Source organism: Brytella acorum (assembly GCF_029309905.1).
Taxonomy (GTDB): domain Bacteria; phylum Pseudomonadota; class Alphaproteobacteria; order Acetobacterales; family Acetobacteraceae; genus Brytella; species Brytella acorum.
Genome location: NZ_JARBJP010000004.1, coordinates 238,878 through 259,834 on the forward strand (window position 1 = coordinate 238,878; position 20,957 = coordinate 259,834).

The window sequence follows — 20,957 nt, forward strand, 5'->3', positions numbered from 1 at the left end:
TCCTACCAGCCGAATGGTCCTGAAAAGCCGGGGTCCCAGTTTCCCCACGCGGAGTTCCATCCGTTGAAGCCCGGCATCCACGGGCCCCAGTCCCAGGCCGTGTTCTGATAGTCGAAGGCGGTCGCGCGTCGTTCATCGGCCTGGGCCTGTTGCTGCACATAGGCCTGATAGCGGTCATAGGCGGCGCCGTCGCCCACATACAGGCACCCGCAGATGGTCGGATCGGAATAGACATAAAAGGTCTTCCCGTCCTTCACACGACGCAGGAAGCGATGATCCGGCAATGTGTTGAGCATGTTCTGGAGCGTCGGGGTGTCCGCTGGCCTGAACGCGAAACCGGCCGCCTGCAGGTGATCTTCCTTGTGGATGATCCGATCGCTCGGCGTTTCGCAACCGGTGAGTGCGATCACGGTTGCAAGGACGGGAAAGAGCGTTCTGCGGGCGATCATCATATGTTTTTCCCTGCAAGTGCTGACGGGAGAGTGTGAGCGCTTTTCGGCGCGGCGTCACCCGGCTTTGGCGGGTTTCCAACAAGGTCTGCCGAAGATGTGCGACATGCCGGCCGGTCCTGTATGGATCTCAGGGCGTCAGAACGTGTCCTGAGCGAGAGCATTGGCCTGCTGTCGGATTTCGGGGATCGCTGTGGTCTCGAAAAGCGTTCCGGCTCGGAGAGGACCTATGGCGCAGATGCAGGGAAGAGCCCTGCCCGTCGCGTCGATGACCATGCCCCGATCATTGGTGACCAATGCCGAGCCCATCGCCCCGCTGACAATATGACCGCCTCGCAGGAGTTGATTCAGCAGCGGGGAGGGAACGCGATCATAACGGGTATCCGGCCCCGAACAGTTGATGACCAGCCCCGCGGGGATAAGTGTCGTTCCCTCCGCTGTTCGAAGTTTGACTTCAGCGCCCCGCCCAGAGCGGGTGATGGTCTCTACATGGGCGCGTCGGATAACGAGTGTCCCGGCTTCGCGTTCTCTCTCGATGACAGCGGCGATCGGGGGCGCCATCCTGTGACGCGAGATATTCCACAGGTGAAAGAGGTGTCTTCGGAAGCGTTTCTGCTCGTTGGGAGGCAGGCGTTGCCAAAGGGCATTGGTCACAGGGCGAATGCTGTCCACTGCGGTGCGCCACGCGACGCGATCGGCAAGAGACGCGCGGAAACACCGCAGGTAAGCCAGTGCGGTGGCCGTGGTTTCGAGTGGCACCACGCTTGGAGAAAGGGGGGACGATGGTTCCGTATGCGCGTGGCTCAGAAGTCCGTGCCGCGAGACCATCGTGACGGGACCGCGATGACCCTGTTCGCGTAAATTCAGGAGCATATCGATGGAGGTCAGGCCCGTGCCGATCAACACGACAGGCTCGTCCACGCCAAGGGCGCGATCCGGGAAGGTTCGGCTCCATGCGTCGGGGCGGTAGCAGCCGCTTTCGAGAACATCCGGCGCGTATTGCGGAATATCCACAGGGGGGAAATGCCCGAGCGCCAGCACCGCGCGATCGGCCGACAGAACGGTGCCGTCAGACAGGGTGGCTCGGACGCCAGAGTCTTCGGGCGACAGGGCCGTCACCGTTTGCTGTCGGTGAGCGATGCCGGCTGCGGCGAACAACGCCTCAAGGTAATCCCCATAAAGTTTGCGGGGCATGAACGCGTCCGCATCGGTCGGCGTGTTATTCTTTTCGTTGAGCCATCTCAGGAAATGACCGGGATCATCGGCATAGGCTCCCATATTGCTGGCACGAACGTTGAGAAGATGGCGGCTGTTGGATGTGGAATACGCAATGCCGCGTGCCGGGATCTTTTCCGGGCTGACGACAAGAATATTCCCAGCCCCGATATGGCGTGCCTGATGGAGGGCGGTCAGCGTGCCACTGGCGCCGCCGCCAATGATCAGAAGTTTCACACGCATGGTTTGGTCCCCGCCTTGATGCCGTGTCCAGCATGTGACGCGCTGAAAAGGCTGTCGATGGCCGCCTGAAAAAAACAGACGCCCGTTACAAGATGTTTCGCGAGTTCGCGCTGATCTGGGCTGACGAACGCCCGGAGTGGAGGGCAGGAACGGATGCTAATGCGTATTGTGTCGACACCGGAGACTCGCTCGCATCGCCCATGCTGGTCGCGTTTCTTTTCCCACAACTTCCGGGTGGAGGGTGTGTTCCATCTTGCATTGGGGCGGCGGCCGCGGAGATGAGATTTGCATAAACGCCTTACAGTCAGTTAATCTTCACTCACCTAAGGGCAGGAAGGGGTTATTGATGTCGAATATTGGGGGTCTTATTGCAGACGCTGCTGTGTTCGTTTTTCTGCCATGGATTTTGTGGCGCGTTCTACAGCGTATGATTCCGATTGTTGTTTTGCCAATACTCATAGGTATACTTATTGCGGTCTGGCATATCCCGGTCGGATATATCGGAATTCCTTCTCTATATGGTAATGATGTCGGATGGGTTGCTGTTCTCGTTCTCGCTTTTACTGCTGGACTGGAAATGTGGCTCGGCACGGAAGGTGATGAAGAGCGTCATGCCCTGCCGCCGTCTTCGGTGCAGCGTCTGCTGGGAAGTGCAGCGGTTGCGTTGCTCGGGCCGTTTCTGATCGGCTCCTTTTTTGCTTATGAATTTCTGCTGCCACTCGATGGTTGGCATGCGCCGCGCGCCAAACCCTGGGTAGCCGCGGCTTCGATCGGTCTATGCGTGGCCGTCAGTGCGCTGCCGGTCCTCATCGGGCTCGTGCGTGAACTTGATCCGGCTCGCCGCCCTCTTGGCCAGCTTGCTCTCAAGCTCGCTGTCGTAGACGATGCCGCTCTCTGGATTGGGCTTGCCGCATTGCAATTCGCGGCCAAGGGCACCGCCGCCCTGCATGGCTGGACGGGCCTCGAGGTTCTTGCCGTCGCGTTGCTCGTCGGCCTGGCACTGGCCGGGCGCTGGGCATCACGCCATTTCCGGCATCCTCCGTTGGTGGTAGTCTGGCTCGCCGTGCCCGTTTATCTGGCGGCGGGCTCCTGGGCGAGCATGCAACTCGGGCTTCATGAACTGATCGGCGCCTATTTCGCGGGTGCCATCATGCCGCCAAGCTGGGTTCGCCGTCTGCCGGTGGAGTGGATTGGCACGTTCGCCTTGATTTGGCTGGCGCCGATGTTCTTCGGTCATAGTGGACTGCGTATCGACGGCGATGCCCTGACCTGGCCTTCGGTCGTCGCGTCGCTTTCCCTTGCGGGCGTATCCATCGTCTCGAAAATTGCGGTCGTCTATTTCTATCCCCCCGCACCCGGTCTCAGTCACCGTCAGGCCCTTGGCGTAGGGTCTCTGCTGCAGTGCAAAGGGCTGATGGAAATCGTCGCCGCCACCATTCTCCACGGCCAGGGGATGATTTCCGAATTCGCATTCGCGTCGCTTATGGTGCTCGCCGTGCTTTCCACCGTGCTGACCGGGCCTCTATTCAAGCTGGTGGCTCCGCGCGCAACGTTCGTCCGCCCGGTTGCGGAGCCTTCGGTGAACGCGGTGACGGTCGAATAGAGCGCTGCGAGCGTGTTAAGGACGGCCTGCCGTCCGGACGTCAGGCTTGCTCTTTTCGCCGGAGGTGCGGACACGGTAGTCTGGCCCGCGCGGCTGGAAAGGAAAGAACATGAGAGAGAAGATCGCCCGACGGATCAGGCAGGGACAGGGGCTTGAACCCGCCGATCTTGTCATCCGGGACGTGCGATTGTTCGATCTTGTGACCGGTGTCCTGATCGAGACGGATATCGCGATCTGCGATGACACGATCGTCGGAACCTGCGCGCGCTATACGGGCCAGCGCGTGATCGAGGGGCGGGGTCGCATCGCGGTGCCGGGGTTCATCGACACGCATCTGCACGTCGAGTCGTCGCTCGTCACGCCGTTCGAGTTCGACCGCTGCGTGCTTCCGCATGGCGTAACGACGGCCATTTGCGATCCGCACGAGATGGCCAATGTCCTCGGCACAGCGGCTTTCGACTACTTTCTGGCCTGCGCGACGCGGACCGTCATGGATCTGCGTGTCAATCTTTCAAGCTGCGTTCCGGCCACGCCCATGGAGACATCCGGCGCGTCGCTGAATGCCGCGGACCTGCTGCCTTACCGCGATCATCCCAAGGTGATCGGGCTGGCCGAATTCATGAATTTTCCGGGCGTTCTGGGTGAAGATCCCGTGTGCCTGGAAAAGCTGTCCGCCTTTCATGGCGGCCATATCGACGGGCACGCCCCGCTTCTGCGGGACAGGGCGCTCAACGGCTACCTCGCCGGTGGCATTACGACCGACCATGAGGCGACGGCGGCGGACGAAGCGCTTGAAAAAATCCGCAAGGGGATGACCGTACTGATCCGCGAAGGCTCGGTCTGCAAGGATCTCAAGACGCTCGTGCCGCTGCTGACGCCCGAAACGTCGCCGTTTTTCGCGTTCTGCACCGATGATCGCAACCCGCTCGAAATCGCCCATGAAGGGCATATCGATTTCATGATCCGCAGTGCGATCGCTCAGGGCGTCGCGCCCCTGGCCGCCTATCGCGCCGCCTCGCTTTCGGCGGCCCAGGCTTTCGGTCTGCGGGATCGGGGGATGATCGCGCCCGGACGTCGCGCGGATATCGTGCTGCTGGACGATCTGGAGCGCTGTGCGGTTTCCGATGTCGTCAGCGCCGGACGGCTCGTCGACGGTGCGCTGTTCGCCGCCCGTGAAACGGTGCCGCCCGTGGGTTTGAGCAGCATCCATCTGCCGCGCGCCATGACGCGGGCCGACATGGCGATTCCCGGTGACGGGATCGGACAGCCGGTCATCGGCGTGATCCCGGGGCAGATCATCACGAAGTTCGAGCGTCACGACCTGCCGGTTGTCGATGACGTCGTCGTGGCGGATCCGGCGCGCGATCTTCTGAAGGTCTGCGTCGTCGCGCGTCATGGTGTCAACGACCATATCGGGCGTGGTTTCGTGCGTGGCTTCGGTCTGAAGGCAGGGGCGCTCGCCTCGTCAGTGGGGCATGACAGCCATAATATCTGCGTCGTCGGCACGAACGACGCGGACATGGCCCTTGCGGTCAACCGGCTGGGCGCGCTCGGAGGCGGTTTCGTGGCTGCGCGTGATGGAGACATCGTCGCGGAAATGCCGCTCCCGGTGGCGGGGCTTATGAGCGATGCACCCTTTGAAACCGTACGCGACCAGCTTTCTGCCCTGCGCGATGCCGCACGCACCCTGGGTGGCACGCTGGAAGAGCCGTTCCTGCAACTTGCCTTCCTGCCCCTGCCGGTCATTCCCTATCTGAAGATCACCGATCGCGGCATGATCGACGTCACGACCATGACGCTGGTCTGACCGGTTCGTGTCGAGAGCGCGTTATCATCGCTGGGTGCTGGGTAGCGCCATGGCCATGCTGCCCGTCGTGCTGGTGATGGCGCTCGGGGCGGGCCGTTATGCGTTGTCGCCGCTCGAAGTGCTCCATGCGCTCGCAGGCGACGGCTCGCCGATGGCGCAGGCCATTGTCTGGCACGCCCGGCTGCCGCGCATTCTCGCGGCGGCCCTGCTCGGCGCGGGTCTGTCGGCCAGCGGCGGAGCCTGTCAGGCCGTGTTCCGCAATCCTCTGGTGGCCCCGGACCTTCTGGGCGTGCTGAGCGGGGCCGCATTCGGAGCAGCCTTGTCGATCCTGCTGGGGGCAGGCGTCGCCGGGATTCAGGTCGGTGCCTTCTGCGGCGGTCTGCTCGCCATGGGGGGCGCGCTGGCCGTGGCCCGGCAACTGGGCGGGCGCGGACTTCTCGGGCTCGTGCTGGGCGGGCTGATCGTCAATGCGTTGTTCACGGCGGCTGTTTCCATGCTGAAATACATCGCCGATCCTCAGGATCAGTTGCCCGCCATCATTTACTGGCTCATGGGCAGCCTGTCGCAGATCGGGTGGGGCACGCTGGGCTGGACGGCGCCGCTGCTGATCGTTGCGACCGGCGCGTTGCTGGTTCTCTGCCACACGCTCGATCTTCTGTCCCTCCATGATGACGAGGCCCGCAGCCTCGGGCTTTCGGTCACCGCATGGCGACTGGCCATCATCGGCCTCGCGACGCTCGCGGCGGCGCTGACGGTCTCGATCGCGGGCATCATCGGCTGGGTCGCGTTGCTGATGCCGCATCTGGCGAGGCTGCTCGTGGGCGCGCCTCATGCCCGCATGATGCCGCTTTGCGTTCTCCTCGGGGCGATCGGAGTGGTTCTGGCGGATAGCTGCGCGCGCATCCTGACGCCGGGCGAAATCCCGCTGGGCATGATTACGGAGCTGTTCGGCGCCACCGCCTTCATTTTCGTGCTTCGCGGCGTGGGCTGGCGCCGTGAAGCGGAGTGAAGACGATTTCGGTCGCCCGACAATTGTGTTTGGCATGCATGATGGCGCACCCTGAAGGGCCGGTTTAAAAGGAGAGACGCATGGCACAGGTTTATATCGAGCCCCGTCCGAAAGGGCGCAGGGACGGCGAAGCCATCGAGGTTTTCGTGGTCGAGGATCACAAGGATCATGTGCGGGCCACGTTCAGGACCCAGCATGAAGCCATCGTCTGGGCAACGAAAGAGCGCCACCTGAATGACAAAGCCATGCCCGGACACTGGCGCGCCGTCTAAGGCGCGCGAAGAGCATGAAATTCTCCCTCGAAGCCCGCGACCTGAACTTCGTTCGCGGCGGGAGATCAGTCCTGAAAGGGATTGATTTCCATCTGCGTGGCGGAGAGATGGTCGGGCTTCTCGGCATCAACGGCGCCGGAAAAAGCACTTTCCTGCGCCTTCTTCTGGGACTTCTCAGACCCTCCTCAGGACAGATCCTTCTGGACGGTGTGGATCTCCAGGACTGGCGCCGACGTGAGATCGCATCTCGCATCGCCTATGTACCGCAGGCGTTTGATGTCGAACTGCCCTTTACGGTGCGGGAAATGGTGACGCTGGGTCGCGCGCCGCATCCGAGAGAGGGGCGGTTCAGCGCGGGAGCGGACCGGGATGCTGTCGATCGGGCCCTGACCCGGCTGGCGCTCCAGCCTTTGGCGGACCGGCCCTGCGCGGAACTTTCCGGGGGAGAGCGCCAGCGCGTCATGCTCGCGCGCGCGCTGGCGCAGGAGACGCCTGCTCTGGTGCTCGACGAGCCGACGAACGGTCTCGATTACGGCCATCAGATCCGGCTGCTCGATCTGTTGCGTCGTCTGGCCGATGAGGGGCGAACGATCCTCCTGACCTCTCATCACCCGGAGGAGCTTTATACGCGTGCCGATCGCGTGGCCGTGCTGAAAGAGGGCGACATTCTCGCGGACGGACGCCCCGACGCGATTATTCACGAAAGCGTGATGTCGGCACTTTATGCTGTTCCTCTCGCGCAGATCGATCATGGTCACCACCGGTTTTTTCACAGTCGGGAGACGTCTTCAGACGGATATCCGGACGCGTGATCGCGGGAACGGGACAGGACGATGCGCTACAAAGCTCCGCTGTCAGGATTTCTCCTGACAGGACTTCTCTCGGCTCTGACGCCCCCGATGGCGCGAGCCACGCCTCCACAACGCATCGTGGAAGGCTGGTACGCCCATAACGCGACGCTGATCCTGCTCGGCGCGACGGACCGGATCGTGGCGACGGTCGATAGTCCGAAGCGTGTGCCCTGGATGTTCCGGCTCGTGCCGCGACTGAACGATGCGACACTTCTCGACGTGCCGATGATGAATGCCGAAGAAATGCTCCGCCTGAAGGCGGATCTGGTTTTCGTCATGCAAAGCACCCATTCCGCGACCGCGCTGCGCGCGGCGGGGGTGAAGGCCGTCGAAGAAGGATTCAGCACCTTTCAGGGTCTCATGGACTGCGTGACATCGACCGCGGCATTGCTGGAAGATCCGCTGGCTCAGGCGCGCGCGCAGGATTATGTCGGCGCGCTCAAAATCGAACTGGCGAAATCCCCGTCTCTCGAAGGGCGCGCGCCTCCACGCGTACTGCATATCCAGTCTCTCACGCCCCTGAAGGTCGACGGGGACGGGACGATCATCGATGAATGGATACGCGCGGCGGGCGGCCGGATGGCGGCGCAAAACGTGCATGGCAATATGCAGCCGGTGACGATCGAACAGGTGATCGCATGGAATCCCGACATCATCATCGTGGGGGCTCATGCCGGCGACATCGCGCCGTTGAAAAACGATCCGTTATGGCGGCAGGTCGCCGCCGTGCAGGCGGGACATGTGTACCGGAACCCGGAAGGCGTCTTCGCATGGGATCGCTACGGACCGGAGCTTCTGCTTCAGCTTCAGTGGGCGCGCGGCATCATTTCGGGGAAGGGTGTCGATCGCCCGGCGATGATGGCGCGCATCCGGGCGTTTTATGCCCGATTCTACGACATCAGGCTCAGCGAAGAGGATGCCGGGCGTATTCTGGACGCCCAGCCTCCGGGATGAAAGGTCTCGTTCAGGGCGGGGTCACGTCGCCGATCGCGCGCTGATAGACGGTCGAGAAACGCCGTAATTCCCGGTGCCACGGCGCGTCATCGGCGTTCTCGCCGAGCATCACGCCATCCACGCCGCAGCGGCGCAGATGGTTGGCCTGATCCGGCAGGACGTGGCCTTCGGCCCGGATTTCTCCCGTGAACCGGCCATATTCCCGCAGGGCGCGCGCCTGGGTGAAGCCGCGACCATCACGAAAGATCGGGAAGGTGAGGACGATGAGGTCCAGGCGCGCAAGGTAAGGTTTCAGGGCGTCCCATGCGATGTCCGACGTCAGCACCACGCCGCGCGCCCTGGGGTGCTCGGCGAGTTCCGCGAACGGCACGGCATCGACCGTGCTTGCGGCGCGCGTGCTCAGTTCAAGCCGTTTCATAAGCGGCCTCCCTGAAGGGCGCGTCACCCAGACGCGAGAGGGTGTCAAGGAACGTCTCGCCCAGTTCGCGGATCGAGAGATAGCGGTCCACGATGCGCGCGATCGCGTCCACCGTATCGTCTTCGGGAAGCGCCGGCCCCAGGATTTCACCAATGGCCGCGTTGTTGTCGGACCGCCCCCCGAGCGTGATCTGGAAGAACTCCTCGCCGCGCTTGTCCACCCCCAGCAGGCCGATATGACCGGCATGGTGATGGCCGCAGGCATTGATGCAGCCGGAGATGTTGATGCGCAGCCTGCCGACTTCCTCCTGAAGCGTCGGGTCGCCGAAACGCGCCGAGAGCTTCTGGGCGATGGGGATCGAGCGTGAATTCGCCAGCGCGCAGTAATCGAGGCCAGGGCAGGCGATGATGTCGCTGACCAGCCCGACATTGGGTGTGGCGAGGCCGAGTTCGTCCAGCGCCTGAAACAGGTCGAACAGGCGATCCTGCCGCACATGCGCCAGTACAACGTTCTGCATATGGGTGATGCGCAGTTCGCCAAACGAATAGGAGTCGGCGAGATCGGCCAGTCCGTCGATCTGGCTGGATGTCGCGTCGCCCGGAATGCCGCCCGCGGGCTTGAGCGAAACGGTGACGGAAATATAACCCGGCGCGCGATGGGGATGCGTGTTGCTGCGCGTCCAGCGGTCGAAGGCCGGGTGACGCGCGCGATCCGCCTCAAACGTGGCGGTGGCATCCGGCGGCGCCGTGAGGTCCGGCGCGGCGAAGCGCGCGCGGATGGCCGCGACCATGTCCGGGGTCAGGCGGTAGAGCGCCATGTCCATCTGCGCGAGTTCGGCGAGGACCGCCTCGCGATAGGCGTCGATGCCCAGCGCCTCGACGAGAATCTTGATGCGGGCCTTGTAGATGTTGTCGCGTCGGCCATGCGCGTTATAGACGCGCAGGATCGCTTCGAGTGTGGCGAGGAGGTCTTCCTCGCGGACGGAATCGAAGATTTCCTTGCCGACGGCCGGTGTGCGTCCCATGCCGCCGCCCACGAAAATGCGAAACAGCGTTCCATCCGGCCCCGGTCGGGCGATGACGCCAACGTCATGGAAGCGCGCGGCGACGCGGTCTTCGGGGCTCCCCGAGACCGCGAGCTTGAACTTGCGCGGCAGGAAAGTGAATTCCGGGTGCAGCGTCGACCACTGGCGCAGGATCTCCGCATGGACGCGCGGATCGACGAGTTCGTCGGCGGAAGCGCCCGCGAACTGATCGGAGGTGACGTTGCGGATGCAGTTCCCGCTTGTCTGGATGGCGTGCATGTCCACGCTGGCGAGGCGGCGCAGGATCTCGGGCGTGTCCTCGAGGCGGATCCAGTTGAACTGGATATTCTGCCGCGTCGTGAAATGACCGTAGTCGCGGTCATAGGTCCGGGCGATTTCGGCCAGCATCCGCATCTGGCGGCTGTCGAGCGTTCCGTAGGGAATGGCCACGCGCAGCATATAGGCATGAAGCTGGAGATACAGGCCGTTCATCAGGCGGAACGGCTTGAACTCGTCTTCGGTCAGCGCGCCGTCGATCCGACGGGCCACCTGATCCGCGAATTCGTCGATGCGGGCCGCCAGAAAGTCGCGATCGACGGAATCATACTGATAGTGACCGATCGGCGCGTTCATGGCTCGAGTTCCGTTGCGAATTCAGGATGCACGGTCGGGCCGAAAGCCCGGATGCGTTCACGTACGCTGACGGGGCTGGGGGGAATTCCCGGATGGACCGCGACTTCGTACACGCCGACGACACCCTCTTTCTGGGCGTCGAGCGTTTCGAGCGCGGTCTGCGCGGTGTCCGTGTCGAGCTGCGCCGCGTGCGTGATCGAGGGACGCCACTGCCCGGCGGCATCCCGCCAGACAATATGTCCGTCGAGCAGGCGATTGGCGGTCAAAATCAGCTTCTGGCCTTCACCAAGGCGTGTGGGACGCTTCATTCCGGCAGAACCGTTCGGGTGACGAAAGATGTCAGACGTTGCGTGGTGGCCTGCACGTCCTCGCCGCTCAGATGCAGGGCGGCAGTTTCCGGTGCTTCGTAAGGCGCCGTGACGCCCGTGAACTGCGGGATGCGCCCTGCGCGCGCGGCGGCGTACAGACCCTTGGGATCGCGGGATTCGCAGGTCTCCAGCGGCGTGTCGACGAAGACCTCGTGGAAGTCCGCGCCCACGATCTGTCGCGCAAGCGCGCGGTCCGCACGCAGGGGAGAGACGAGCGCCACGATGACGATCTGTCCGCTTTCGGCGAGAATCTTCGCGACATGCGAGGCGCGGCGGATGTTTTCGTGTCGGTCTTCGGGGGAGAAGCCCAGATCCGCGCACAGGCCCGCGCGCAGCGTATCGCCGTCGAGAACCGTGGCACTCAGGCCCCGCGCGGCGAGATCGGCTTCGGCCCGACGCGCGACGGTGCTCTTGCCCGAGCCCGGCAGCCCCGTCAGCCAGAACACGGCCGCCTTGTGGCCGCGCGCCCTGGCATGGGCCTGGGCGTCCACATGGCTGGCGGTGGGATGAATGGCATGGGCGCCGTCCGGCAGTTCGGCGGCTCCGATCAGCGGCGCGCCGCCGACGATGCGCTGGAAGCGGTCCACGAGCACGCCCCGGCCGCCGGACAGGCCCGGGGCGAACGGATCGAACAGGATCGCGTGCGATGCCGCGAGCGTGACTTCGGCAAAACCGTCCGGCTGGACGTGATCGCCCGGATTGAGCGTCAGATCGTCGAGATCGACCACGGCGTCGATGCTCGCGACGGTGACGTCGTATTCAGCCGTGGCGATGCGCAGCGTGAAGCTCTCGCCCACGCGCAGCGGCTCGGTGCGCAGCCAGAACAGTCGCGCGCGAACGCGCGCGGCGCGGACCGGCGCGTTCGCGGAGTCATGGGCGGGGAAAAGCAGGTCGCCGCGATCGGGCACGAGATCGGGTTCGAGGCGCAGTGCGATGGACTCGCCCGCCCCCGCGACCGGGCGTTCCGGTGCGTGCCAGCGGCACACTTCGGCGACGGTTGCGATCTGCTTCTGCGCGCCGATGGCGATCTGGTCGCCGACGCGGATGGTGCCGCGCTCGATGCGGCCAGCCACATAGCGCACGTCGTCGAAGCGATAGACGTCCTGCACGGGCATGCGGAAAGCCAGGGCCGTGCGCGGCGCGGGCGGCGGGACATTGGCCAGCGCCTCGACGAGGGTCGGACCTTTGTACCATGCCGCGCGCGCCGAGCGCTCGGCGATATTGTCGCCGTCGCGCGCCGAGGCCGGGATCATGGTTTCGGCATGGATTTCGAGCCGCGCCAGCAGGGCGCGGACATCCGCTTCAGCCTTGAGGATTTTGGTTTCGTCAAAGCCCAGAAGATCGGACTTGTTGAGCAGGACGATGACGTGGCGGATGCCGATGAGACGCAGCAGCAGAGCATGGCGGCGCGTCTGTTCCTGAGCCCCTTCCTGGGCGTCCACGACGAGCACGGCGGCTTCGGCGTCGGCCGCGCCCGTGATCATGTTACGCAGGAACTGGCGGTGACCCGGCGCGTCCACGATAACGAATTCGCGGTCTCCCAGGCGGAAGGGGATGCGTGTGGAGTCGACGGTGACGCCCTGATCGCGCTCGATTTGCAGACTGTCGAGCAGGAAGCTCCACTCGACGGACAGGCCACGCTTGCGGCTGCTCTCGATGATCTGTGCGAGCTTGCCTTCCTGAAGGCTGCCGGTGTCATGGAGCAGGCGCCCGATCAGCGACGACTTGCCGTGATCGACATGGCCGACGATGACGATGGGCGTGGCGGCGACGCGATGGGCTTCGATGGGGATGTGGTGATCGGGCGCGGCGTTCATGATGTCTCCCATCTTACAGATACCCGGCGACGCGGAGGCGCTCGAAAGCATCCTCCGATTCGTGGTCCATGGCGCGTCCGGCGCGTTCGGACGTACGGCTGGTTTCCAGCTCGGCGATGACTTCGGCGACCGTTGAGGCCTCGCTCTCGACCGGGCTCGTGATGTCCCGGTCGCCCAGCGAGCGGTAGCGCCTGCCGTCCTTGGCGAAATAGAGATCGACGAGGGGGATGTTCTCGCGCTCGATATAGCGCCAGATGTCGATCTCGCGCCATGCGAGGAGCGGATGGACGCGGATATGCATGCCGTCTTCATAAGGCGTCGCATACTGGTCCCAGAACTCGGGAGGCTGGTTGCGCACGTCCCAGCGATGCCCGGCGCCGCGCGGGCTGAACACGCGCTCCTTGGCGCGCGTCGCCTGTTCGTCGCGGCGGATGCCCGCAATCACGCCCCGGAATTGACGCTCGTCGATCAGCTTCGCCAGACCGGCCGTCTTGCGCGCGGCGGATCGTGCGGCGGGAGGCAGCGACGGGTCGATCTCCTCGACCGGCGGGCAATAGCCGAGAATGAGATCGAGGTTCCATTTTTTCGTGTATTCGTCGCGAAACGCATACATTTCAGGGAATTTCTTTTCCGTATCGACGTGCATGACCGGAAAAGGCACGCGTCCCATGAACGCCTTGCGCGCCAGCCAGACCATCACGTTGCTGTCCTTGCCGAGCGACCAGAGCAGCGCGAGTGGACGCAGCTTCCGGTAGGCTTCGCGCAGGATGAAAATGCTCTGCGCCTCAAGCTGGTCCAGATCGTCCATGGGGCGGGGTTCGATGAGGCCCGCAGCGTGTTTGTCGGCCAGTTCAGTCATGGCATTTTCTGCTTTCGGTCAGCGTTCCGTCTGGATCGCGGTGCATGGTGTGAGGCACAGGGCGTGAGGTACAGGGCATCAGGCACATGGGTGTCAGGCATTCGTGGGCACGGCCAGGGGCTTGTGGATGCCGCATTCGGTTTTCTGCATGCCCGCCCAGCGTCCGGCGCGGGGGTCTTCATCGGCCTCGACCGGACGTGTGCAGGGTGCGCATCCGATGGAAAGGTAACCCTGCGCCATCAGGGGATGGCGGGGCAGACCGCGTCGTGTGATTTCATCCTCGATGGCGCGGGGCGTCCAGGATGCGAGCGGATTGATCTTGAGCTGACCACCGGGTTGCGCCTCGATCAGTGGGAGCTCCGCGCGTGTGGAGGCCTGGCTGCGTTTGCGTCCCGAAATCCAGGCGTCGAAAGGCGGCAGGACGCTGTCGAGCGGCTCCACTTTTCGAAGAGCGCAGCATGCATCCGCATCGTAATACCAGAGCTGGTCGGTCGGGTCGCGGCTCGCCAAGGTGGCAGGGGTGGGCGATATGCTGCGGACGTCGCTGAGACCGAGGCGGTCACTGAGTGTCGCGCGATAGGCCAGCGTTTCGGGAAAATGTTGTCCGGTGTCCAGAAACAGGACGGGAACGGTGGGATCGACGTCCGCGGCCAGCGCCAGAAGCAGGGCCGATTCCGTACCAAAAGAGGAGACGAGCGCAATGCGACCGCGCAACAGAGTCAGCGAGACGCCCATCAGTTCGGTTGCGTCCAGCCTTTCCAGCTGGCGACGCTCATCGGAAGAGAGAGCCATGGAAGCTTCCACCTGCGCTTGTTTGGTCGCCCGGATCATGTGGTGACGGGGCGTGAATAAACAAACCCCATTAAAAGTGCAAATATTTAAACAACAATACAACAAAAACAAATCGTAAAATAGGGCATTCAGTCCGTGTGTTGATTCGCGCCGCGATGCAGGACCACTTTGCCGATGATCGTCAGGGCCGGGCTTGTGATGTTTCGCGTAGCCGCAAGGTGCGCAAGGTTCGCGAGCGTGCCGACATGGACCTTCTGATCGGGGCGGGTACCGTGTTCTATGATGGCGGCGGGCCAGTCCGGTGGCAGGCCGTGTTCGATCAGACGCGCGCAGAGTTCGGGGAGGGGCGCTAGGCCCATGTAGATCACGAGTGTCTGGTCGCGACGCACGAGCGCGGGCCATGCGAGATCGAGCAAGCCGTCGGCACGGGCGTGACCGGTGAGGAAGATGCAACTGCGCGCATGGTCGCGATGGGTCAGTGGAATGCGGGCGATCGCTCCGCAACCGCTGGCCGCGGTGATGCCGGGTAATACGCGGACCGTGAGTCCGGCGGCCATCGCGGCTTCCATTTCTTCGCCGCCGCGCCCGAAGATAAACGGATCGCCCCCTTTGAGGCGCAGTACGCGTTCGCCCGCTCTCGCGCGCCGGATCATCTCGGCGTTGATTTCGTTCTGGGGCAGCGCATGATGGCCGCGTTTCTTGCCGACGAAGACGCGCTCGGCGTCCCGGCGCACGCGATCGAGAATCGTCTCGGGAATCAAATGGTCATACAGGATGCTGTCAGCGTTCTGCATGAGGCGCAGGGCTCCCAGCGTCAGCATGTCCGGGTCTCCGGGGCCGGCGCCGACAAGCCAGACCTCGCCGGCGCGCTCGGACGTTTCCGTTGCGGCATGAAGCGCTTCAAGGGCTTCATTGTCGAGACCCGCCAGTGCGGCTTCCTGACCAGGTCCGTCGAGAAATGCCTCCCATACCCGTCGACGGGTCGCGACGTCTGGCATTCTGACGCGCATATCCGATCGCTGGCGGCGCATGAATTGCGCCAGATGCCCGAGACCGGCTGGCAGGAGTGTTTCGATGGCCAATCGCAATCGGCGCGCAAGGACCGGGGCTGCGCCTCCCGTCGTGATAGCGATCTGTACCGGACGTCTGTCTATAATGGCCGGTGTGATGAAGGTGGACGGAGCCGGATCATCGACGGCGCAGACCGGGATATTGCGTGCGCGGGCGGCGGCGGTCACGCGGCGGTTCGTGAGAGCGTCATCGGTGGCGGCGAAAATGATCCGCTTGTCCGACACATGGGCTGTCAGCATGGCGTCTGTGGCTTCGCTCCTGATCCAGATCACACGGCTTCCGTCGGCGTGTTCGGCAATGGCTTCCGTGACTGTGGGGGCGAGAACGGTAATTCGAGCGGCCCGGCTTATGAGGAGGCGGAATTTATGCGTGGCGATTTCGCCCCCGCCCACCACCAGGACCGCGGCATCGTCCAGTCGGATGGCGATGGGTAGGAAGAAGTCGTCGTTCACCATGGCTCTCAGGGCAGTCCCGTTTGTGAGGCGCGTTTCCGTGCGTCAGTTGGCGTTTAATACGTTATCGGGACTGTAGGAACGGCAGGGCTGTCATGGTGTCCTGACGTGGCGTCCGGGAGCAAGGCTTTGCAAGCGTATCGATTCGACGGGCACAGTCGAAATCAGGACCGGACAGGTATTTAATATGGGCTGAAGAGAAAAGAACGTACCGAAGTCTTGGTGCTGGACGCCATGGTCCGGATGGTTCGCTGGATCGGCGACACGGTGTGTCAGAATAATCGTGCGGTGTTATGCGCGGAATGCATACCGTCGCATGGGTGAGACACTGGGTGTCGATCTGTTCTCAGAATCCCAGAATTGCCTTGAAAATGGCTATGACAGATTAAAAGCATGAAACTTACCGGATTATAACGATAATCATTCTCATTTAGAATCACTTTTTTATCAGATTCATCAAGAGGCTGTGAGGTTTTCAAGGCTTAGATATGCGTTTTTTGCATACTACTCACTAAATCGTAATCGGACGAATGGCGACGAAGATGGCACTTAGGGCCAACGAATTTTGGATTGACGGGGTAACGGTCAATTCTGGAAAGACGGCGTGCTCGTCCTTGCCGGTTCAATTGGCCCTCCCCTCACATCCATCGTTTTGTAGGGATGAGATAGACGGTCGATGAAATCGAATACGAGCCGGCGCTCGCGCGCCAAGCTGCTGCTTTTGAGCGGATGCCTTGCAGCAGTCACAACAGGATTTTCCTTTGCATCGCCGAGCTTTGCCCAGACCGACACCGGCGAGGCCATTGTTCATGCCGATGATCATGCAGGCGACTGGCTGACATACGGACGGACCTACTCCGAGCAGCGTTTCAGCCCGCTGAATCAGATCAATACGAGCAATGTCGGCAACCTGAAGCTGGCTTGGCATTATGATTTCGACACAAATCGTGGTCAGGAAGGCACGCCGCTGGTCGTTGATGGTGTCGTGTATGCTTCGACGAATTGGTCAAAAATCAAGGCGTTTGACGGCGCGACCGGTAAGCTGCTGTGGGCCTATGATCCCAAGGTGCCCGGCAACATCGCCGACAAGGGCTGCTGCGACACGGTCAGTCGTGGTATCGGATACTGGAACGGCAAGGTTTTCATCGGCACATTCGATGGCCGCCTGATCGCTCTTGATGCCAAGACGGGCAAGCTTGTCTGGAGCGTCTACACGATTCCGAAGGAAGCCCAGCTCGGTCACCAGCGGTCCTACACGATCGATATCGCGCCGCGTGTCGTCAAGGGACGCGTGATTATCGGCAATGGCGGTTCCGAATTCGGCGCGCGCGGTTTCGTCTCGGCTTTCGATGCCGAGACCGGCAAGCTCGACTGGCGCTTCTTCACGGTTCCGAACCCCGAGAACAAGCCTGATGGCGCCGCTTCCGACAAGATCCTGACCTCGAAGGCCTATCAGACCTGGGGCGACGGCGCGTGGAAGCAGCAGGGCGGTGGCGGTACCGTCTGGGATTCGATCAACTACGATCCGGTGACGGATCTGATCTATCTCGGCGTGGGCAATGGCTCGCCCTGGAACTACAAGTTCCGTTCCGGCGGCAAGGGTGACAACCTGTTCCTGGGCAGCATCGTGGCGATCAAGCCCGATACCGGCGAATATGTCTGGCATTTCCAGGAAACGCCGATGGACCAGTGGGATTACACCTCGGTTCAGCAGATCATGACGCTCGACATGCCGATCAACGGCGAGACCCGTCATGTGATCGTTCATGCGCCGAAGAACGGCTTCTTCTACATTCTCGACGCCAAGACCGGAGAGTTCCTGTCCGGCAAGAACTACGTCTACGAGAACTGGGCGAATGGCCTGGACCCGAAAACCGGTCGTCCGAACTACAATCCTGAAGCGCTTTGGACGCTGAATGGCAAGCCCTGGTATGGCATTCCGGGCGATCTCGGCGGCCACAACTTCGCGGCCATGTCTTACAGCCCGCAGACCGGTTATGTGTACATACCGGGCCAGCAGGTTCCGTTCCTGTACGACCAGCAGAAGGGCGGCTTCAAGGCGCATCCGGATAGCTGGAATCTCGGCCTCGACATGCGCACGATCGGCCTTCTGGACGACAATACGCCCGAGCACGTGGCGGCGAAGAAGAAGTTCTTCTCCGACCTCAAGGGGTGGATCATTGCCTGGGATCCGAAGAAGCAGGCACCCGCGTTTATCGTGGATCACAAGGGTCCGTGGAATGGCGGTATCCTGACGACGGCTGGCGGGCTGATCTTCCAGGGTCTCGCGAACGGCGAATTCCATGCTTATGATGCGTCAACCGGCAAGGATCTTTATACCTTCCCGGCACAGAGCGCGATCATCGCTCCTCCTGTGACCTATACGGCTCAGGGCAAGCAGTATGTCGCGGTTGAAGTCGGCTGGGGCGGCATTTATCCGTTCTTCCTCGGCGGCGCCGCGCGCACCTCGGGCTGGACGGTCAATCATTCGCGCATCATCGCGCTGTCGCTGGATGGCAAGGATTCGCTGCCGGCGCAGAACGATCGCGGGTTCGTGCCGGTCAAGCCGCCTGAGCAGTCGGCCAAGGCCAACACGGAGTCGCTTGCGGACGGATACTTCCAGTTCCAGACCTATTGCGCGGCCTGCCATGGCGATAATGCCATTTCGGGCGGTGTGCTTCCGGATCTGCGCTGGTCTGGTGCCATCCGTGGCCAGGACAAGTTCTACAATCTCGTGGGACGTGGTGCGCTGACGGCTTACGGCATGGATCGCTTCGACAAGTCGATGAATCCCGAGCAGATCGAGCACATTCGTCAGTTCCTGATCCAGCGTGCCGGCGAAAGCTACGATTCGGAAGTGAAGGCTCGTGACAACGCGCAGGGCGTTCCCACCGACTCGTTCCTCAATGGGGGGCAGCCGTGAGGCCCGTGACCGAGCAAGTCTCAGTTCTTGGATCGAAACGTAGCTGACCGGTGAGTAACATGAAAAAGAAGATGAAAGTCGCCGCTTTTGCGGCTCTGCTCTCTCTCTCGACGGGATTACTGTCCGTCGGGACGGCATCCGCGCAGGATGCCGGAGCTGCCGATGCTGATCTGATCAGCCGTGGTGAATACGTCTCGCGGCTGGGTGACTGTGTGGCGTGTCACACGGCCCTGCACGGTGCCAAATACGGTGGTGGTCTGAAGATTGGTACCCCGATCGGGGCGATCTACTCGACCAATATCACGCCGGATAAAGACACCGGCATTGGTAACTACACGTTGGAAGAGTTTACACGCGCGTTGCGTGAGGGCGTTCGCAGGGACGGTTCGACGATGTATCCGGCGATGCCGTATCCTTCGTTTGCCCGTATGTCGGATGCCGATATCAAGGCGCTCTATGCCTACTTCATGAACGGCGTTGCGCCCGTTCATTCGGCGAACAAGGCATCGACCATACCCTGGCCGATGTCCATGCGCTGGCCGCTTCGTATATGGCGTGCGATGTATGCGCCAAGCGCGAATCCGATGAACGTTCCAGAGGGTTCTGACGGTGTCGCTCGTGGCGAATATCTGGTCACCGGCCCTGGACATTGCGGTGCATGTCATACGCCTCGCGGCCTTGGAATGCAGGAAAAAGCGCTCGATGGTAAAGGTGGCGAAGCCTTCCTTGCCGGCGGCGCGCCAATTGACAACTGGGTGGCTCCGAGTCTGCGTAGCGATCCAATCCAGGGTCTCGGCAAGTGGTCGGAAGACGATCTGGTTACGTTCCTGAAATCCGGTCGCACGGACCATGCGGCCGTGTTTGGCGGCATGGCGGACGTCGTGGGCTGGAGCACCCAGTACTGGACCGACGCCGATCTGCGGGCGACAGCGAAATATCTGAAGTCGCTGCCGGAAGTTCCTGTGACGGCAACCGCGTCCAAGGATCCGCGCCCGACGACTGAAATGCTGGCATCGGGTAAAACGCAGGGTAACGCGGGTGCCGATGTTTATCTGAAAGAGTGTGCGATCTGTCACGCGGTTGACGGCACGGGTGTGAACAGAATGTTCCCGCCGATGGACGCCAATCCTGTGATTGTCTCCGACAACGCGACGTCTTTGGTCAACGTGATCGTCAATGGTGGCGTCCTGCCGCCGACAAATCTGGCCCCATCGTCTGTCGCGATGCCCGCTTATGGTCATAGTGCCCACAAGCTTTCGGATCAGGAAATTGCGGATGTCACGAATTTCATCCGCACGGCATGGAGCAACCAGGCGCATGGCAATGTGTCGGCTGCTGAAGTGCAGAAACTGCGGACGGAAGGCTCGGCGCTTGGTTCAGCGGCCTGGCAGGTCAGCATGACAGGCTTTGCCCATCAGGCGCCGCAGCCTTATGGTGCAGGCTGGACGTTCTCGCCTGAGACGCATGCAGGTGTCGACGAAGCCCAGTAAAGTCTGGTGCCTGGTTGGTCTTCCCGAAGACCAGCTATGGAAAGTTTGGAAAAGGCCGCAGCGGAAGCTGCGGCCTTTTTTCGTTATGGGTATTTGAAAGACACGGGTTTTCAGAGTTTTCTGGTTTTGTATGCCCGGTGTGAAGGGAGGAACCAGATGAATGATCCGGCTGGCAACGATCCAAACATGTTGTTGGAGCGCCTGGCAAAATCTCGTTTCCGAGCAAGTTTTCATCTTGGCCGCTACGAACTCTCATATCTTTCAGAGAAGGGGATGGATGCTGTTCTGGCGCATGCCGCGGAATTTATCAAAGCACGGCTGGCGCCGGCCCTACCCGCCCGTGATGGCCGTCAGACGCCCCTGAAGGGGCATCCGGCTTTCATTGCTCAGCATGCAACCGGTGCGTGTTGCCGCTCCTGTCTCAAAAAATGGCACGGTTACGAGAAGGGAATCGCGCTTGGCGAGGACGAGCGAAACAACATTCTAGCCGTTCTGCACGTATGGCTTGTTGCCGAAGCTCGCAGGGCGAATCTCGAGTGGCGAGACGCTGCCGCGCAGAGTGAGCTTTTCCAAGAGTTCAGCAGTCAATGAAGGTTTTTTGGATCTGTCACTGAAGTTTTTCATTTTTCTTATTGACGTGATGTGTTGTGTCGCTTAGAAGGCCGCTCACCGACGCGGTTTGAGTGTTTGGTTCTTGGGTTTTCTGA

At 62.1% G+C, this 20,957-nt stretch carries 18 protein-coding genes; 9 read left to right on the forward strand and 9 right to left on the reverse strand.

Going from position 1 to position 20,957, the window contains the following annotated elements; all coding sequences use genetic code 11:
* Positions 1–2 precede the first annotated feature (2 nt).
* Positions 3–452, reverse strand: coding sequence for a hypothetical protein (locus PWM43_RS09475; RefSeq protein WP_289842245.1), 450 nt, complete (start codon positions 450–452; stop codon positions 3–5).
* 135 nt (positions 453–587) lie between these two features.
* A complete protein-coding gene (locus PWM43_RS09480) occupies positions 588–1,907 on the reverse strand; it encodes an FAD/NAD(P)-binding protein (RefSeq protein WP_289842246.1) in 1,320 nt (439 codons plus the stop codon).
* A 346-nt stretch (positions 1,908–2,253) separates the two neighbouring features.
* On the opposite strand from PWM43_RS09480, the gene PWM43_RS09485 reads away from it, so the two are divergent.
* From PWM43_RS09485 to PWM43_RS09510, 6 genes are all read left to right on the forward strand, one after another.
* The gene (locus PWM43_RS09485) at positions 2,254–3,510 is read left to right on the forward strand and encodes a cation:proton antiporter (RefSeq protein ID WP_289842247.1); all 1,257 of its coding nucleotides are present in this window, start codon (positions 2,254–2,256) and stop codon (positions 3,508–3,510) included.
* A 109-nt stretch (positions 3,511–3,619) separates the two neighbouring features.
* Entirely contained in the window at positions 3,620–5,317 is a 1,698-nt protein-coding gene (gene ade / locus PWM43_RS09490) for an adenine deaminase (protein WP_289842248.1), read from the forward strand.
* Positions 5,318–5,324: 7 nt separating this feature from the next.
* Complete coding sequence (locus PWM43_RS09495) at positions 5,325–6,326, forward strand: FecCD family ABC transporter permease (protein WP_289842249.1); 1,002 nt, start codon at positions 5,325–5,327, stop codon at positions 6,324–6,326.
* 80 nt (positions 6,327–6,406) lie between these two features.
* Positions 6,407–6,598 (forward strand): hypothetical protein, encoded by a 192-nt coding sequence (locus PWM43_RS09500; RefSeq protein ID WP_289842250.1) that lies wholly within the window; start codon positions 6,407–6,409, stop codon positions 6,596–6,598.
* Positions 6,599–6,612: 14 nt separating this feature from the next.
* Positions 6,613–7,410 (forward strand): ABC transporter ATP-binding protein, encoded by a 798-nt coding sequence (locus tag PWM43_RS09505; RefSeq protein WP_289842251.1) that lies wholly within the window; start codon positions 6,613–6,615, stop codon positions 7,408–7,410.
* 21 nt (positions 7,411–7,431) lie between these two features.
* Positions 7,432–8,403: an ABC transporter substrate-binding protein gene (locus tag PWM43_RS09510; RefSeq protein ID WP_289842252.1), complete on the forward strand. Its 972-nt coding sequence runs from the start codon at positions 7,432–7,434 to the stop codon at positions 8,401–8,403.
* 10 nt (positions 8,404–8,413) lie between these two features.
* Here PWM43_RS09510 and PWM43_RS09515 read toward each other — a convergent pair whose 3' ends face one another.
* The 7 genes from PWM43_RS09515 to cysG form a co-directional block, all read right to left on the reverse strand.
* The gene (locus PWM43_RS09515; RefSeq protein WP_289842253.1) at positions 8,414–8,821 is read right to left on the reverse strand and encodes a DUF934 domain-containing protein; all 408 of its coding nucleotides are present in this window, start codon (positions 8,819–8,821) and stop codon (positions 8,414–8,416) included.
* Positions 8,808–10,478 (reverse strand): nitrite/sulfite reductase, encoded by a 1,671-nt coding sequence (locus tag PWM43_RS09520; RefSeq protein WP_289842254.1) that lies wholly within the window; start codon positions 10,476–10,478, stop codon positions 8,808–8,810. Before PWM43_RS09520 ends, PWM43_RS09515 begins: the two co-directional genes overlap by 14 nt.
* Positions 10,475–10,786 (reverse strand): DUF2849 domain-containing protein, encoded by a 312-nt coding sequence (locus tag PWM43_RS09525; RefSeq protein ID WP_289842255.1) that lies wholly within the window; start codon positions 10,784–10,786, stop codon positions 10,475–10,477. The genes PWM43_RS09520 and PWM43_RS09525 overlap by 4 nt, the downstream gene beginning before the upstream one ends.
* Positions 10,783–12,663: an adenylyl-sulfate kinase gene (cysC, locus tag PWM43_RS09530; protein ID WP_289842256.1), complete on the reverse strand. Its 1,881-nt coding sequence runs from the start codon at positions 12,661–12,663 to the stop codon at positions 10,783–10,785. The genes PWM43_RS09525 and cysC overlap by 4 nt, the downstream gene beginning before the upstream one ends.
* A 13-nt stretch (positions 12,664–12,676) precedes the next feature.
* Positions 12,677–13,471 carry a sulfate adenylyltransferase subunit CysD gene (gene cysD, locus PWM43_RS09535; RefSeq protein ID WP_289842282.1) on the reverse strand — a complete coding sequence of 265 codons (795 nt, stop codon included), beginning with the start codon at positions 13,469–13,471 and terminating at the stop codon, positions 12,677–12,679.
* 144 nt (positions 13,472–13,615) lie between these two features.
* A complete protein-coding gene (locus tag PWM43_RS09540; protein WP_289842257.1) occupies positions 13,616–14,353 on the reverse strand; it encodes a phosphoadenylyl-sulfate reductase in 738 nt (245 codons plus the stop codon).
* Positions 14,354–14,442: 89 nt separating this feature from the next.
* Positions 14,443–15,840 carry a siroheme synthase CysG gene (gene cysG / locus PWM43_RS09545; protein ID WP_289842258.1) on the reverse strand — a complete coding sequence of 466 codons (1,398 nt, stop codon included), beginning with the start codon at positions 15,838–15,840 and terminating at the stop codon, positions 14,443–14,445.
* Between the two features lie 673 nt (positions 15,841–16,513).
* Between cysG and PWM43_RS09550 the strand changes: the two genes are divergently transcribed.
* Genes PWM43_RS09550 through PWM43_RS09560 form a run of 3 tightly spaced genes read left to right on the forward strand, consistent with a single transcriptional unit; the run spans position 16,514 to position 20,841 of the window.
* On the forward strand, positions 16,514–18,760 hold the full coding sequence (locus PWM43_RS09550; protein WP_289842259.1) for a PQQ-dependent dehydrogenase, methanol/ethanol family: 2,247 nt from the start codon (positions 16,514–16,516) through the stop codon (positions 18,758–18,760).
* A 59-nt stretch (positions 18,761–18,819) separates the two neighbouring features.
* Positions 18,820–20,250 (forward strand): c-type cytochrome, encoded by a 1,431-nt coding sequence (locus PWM43_RS09555; RefSeq protein ID WP_289843870.1) that lies wholly within the window; start codon positions 18,820–18,822, stop codon positions 20,248–20,250.
* A 36-nt stretch (positions 20,251–20,286) separates the two neighbouring features.
* Positions 20,287–20,841: a DUF4186 domain-containing protein gene (locus tag PWM43_RS09560; protein ID WP_289842261.1), complete on the forward strand. Its 555-nt coding sequence runs from the start codon at positions 20,287–20,289 to the stop codon at positions 20,839–20,841.
* Positions 20,842–20,957: the final 116 nt, after the last annotated feature.

What these genes read in the sequence shown, in the direction of transcription:
- PWM43_RS09475 (WP_289842245.1), bottom strand. Translation starts at nt 452, where the DNA reads ATGATGATCGCCCGCAGAACGCTCTTTCCCGTCCTTGCAACCGTGATC.
- PWM43_RS09480 (WP_289842246.1), bottom strand. Translation starts at nt 1,907, where the DNA reads ATGCGTGTGAAACTTCTGATCATTGGCGGCGGCGCCAGTGGCACGCTG.
- PWM43_RS09485 (WP_289842247.1), top strand. Translation starts at nt 2,254, where the DNA reads ATGTCGAATATTGGGGGTCTTATTGCAGACGCTGCTGTGTTCGTTTTT.
- ade (WP_289842248.1), top strand. Translation starts at nt 3,620, where the DNA reads ATGAGAGAGAAGATCGCCCGACGGATCAGGCAGGGACAGGGGCTTGAA.
- PWM43_RS09500 (WP_289842250.1), top strand. Translation starts at nt 6,407, where the DNA reads ATGGCACAGGTTTATATCGAGCCCCGTCCGAAAGGGCGCAGGGACGGC.
- PWM43_RS09505 (WP_289842251.1), top strand. Translation starts at nt 6,613, where the DNA reads ATGAAATTCTCCCTCGAAGCCCGCGACCTGAACTTCGTTCGCGGCGGG.
- PWM43_RS09510 (WP_289842252.1), top strand. Translation starts at nt 7,432, where the DNA reads ATGCGCTACAAAGCTCCGCTGTCAGGATTTCTCCTGACAGGACTTCTC.
- PWM43_RS09515 (WP_289842253.1), bottom strand. Translation starts at nt 8,821, where the DNA reads ATGAAACGGCTTGAACTGAGCACGCGCGCCGCAAGCACGGTCGATGCC.
- PWM43_RS09520 (WP_289842254.1), bottom strand. Translation starts at nt 10,478, where the DNA reads ATGAACGCGCCGATCGGTCACTATCAGTATGATTCCGTCGATCGCGAC.
- PWM43_RS09525 (WP_289842255.1), bottom strand. Translation starts at nt 10,786, where the DNA reads ATGAAGCGTCCCACACGCCTTGGTGAAGGCCAGAAGCTGATTTTGACC.
- cysC (WP_289842256.1), bottom strand. Translation starts at nt 12,663, where the DNA reads ATGAACGCCGCGCCCGATCACCACATCCCCATCGAAGCCCATCGCGTC.
- cysD (WP_289842282.1), bottom strand. Translation starts at nt 13,471, where the DNA reads ATGGACGATCTGGACCAGCTTGAGGCGCAGAGCATTTTCATCCTGCGC.
- PWM43_RS09540 (WP_289842257.1), bottom strand. Translation starts at nt 14,353, where the DNA reads ATGATCCGGGCGACCAAACAAGCGCAGGTGGAAGCTTCCATGGCTCTC.
- cysG (WP_289842258.1), bottom strand. Translation starts at nt 15,840, where the DNA reads ATGGTGAACGACGACTTCTTCCTACCCATCGCCATCCGACTGGACGAT.
- PWM43_RS09550 (WP_289842259.1), top strand. Translation starts at nt 16,514, where the DNA reads ATGAAATCGAATACGAGCCGGCGCTCGCGCGCCAAGCTGCTGCTTTTG.
- PWM43_RS09555 (WP_289843870.1), top strand. Translation starts at nt 18,820, where the DNA reads ATGAAAAAGAAGATGAAAGTCGCCGCTTTTGCGGCTCTGCTCTCTCTC.
- PWM43_RS09560 (WP_289842261.1), top strand. Translation starts at nt 20,287, where the DNA reads ATGGAAAGTTTGGAAAAGGCCGCAGCGGAAGCTGCGGCCTTTTTTCGT.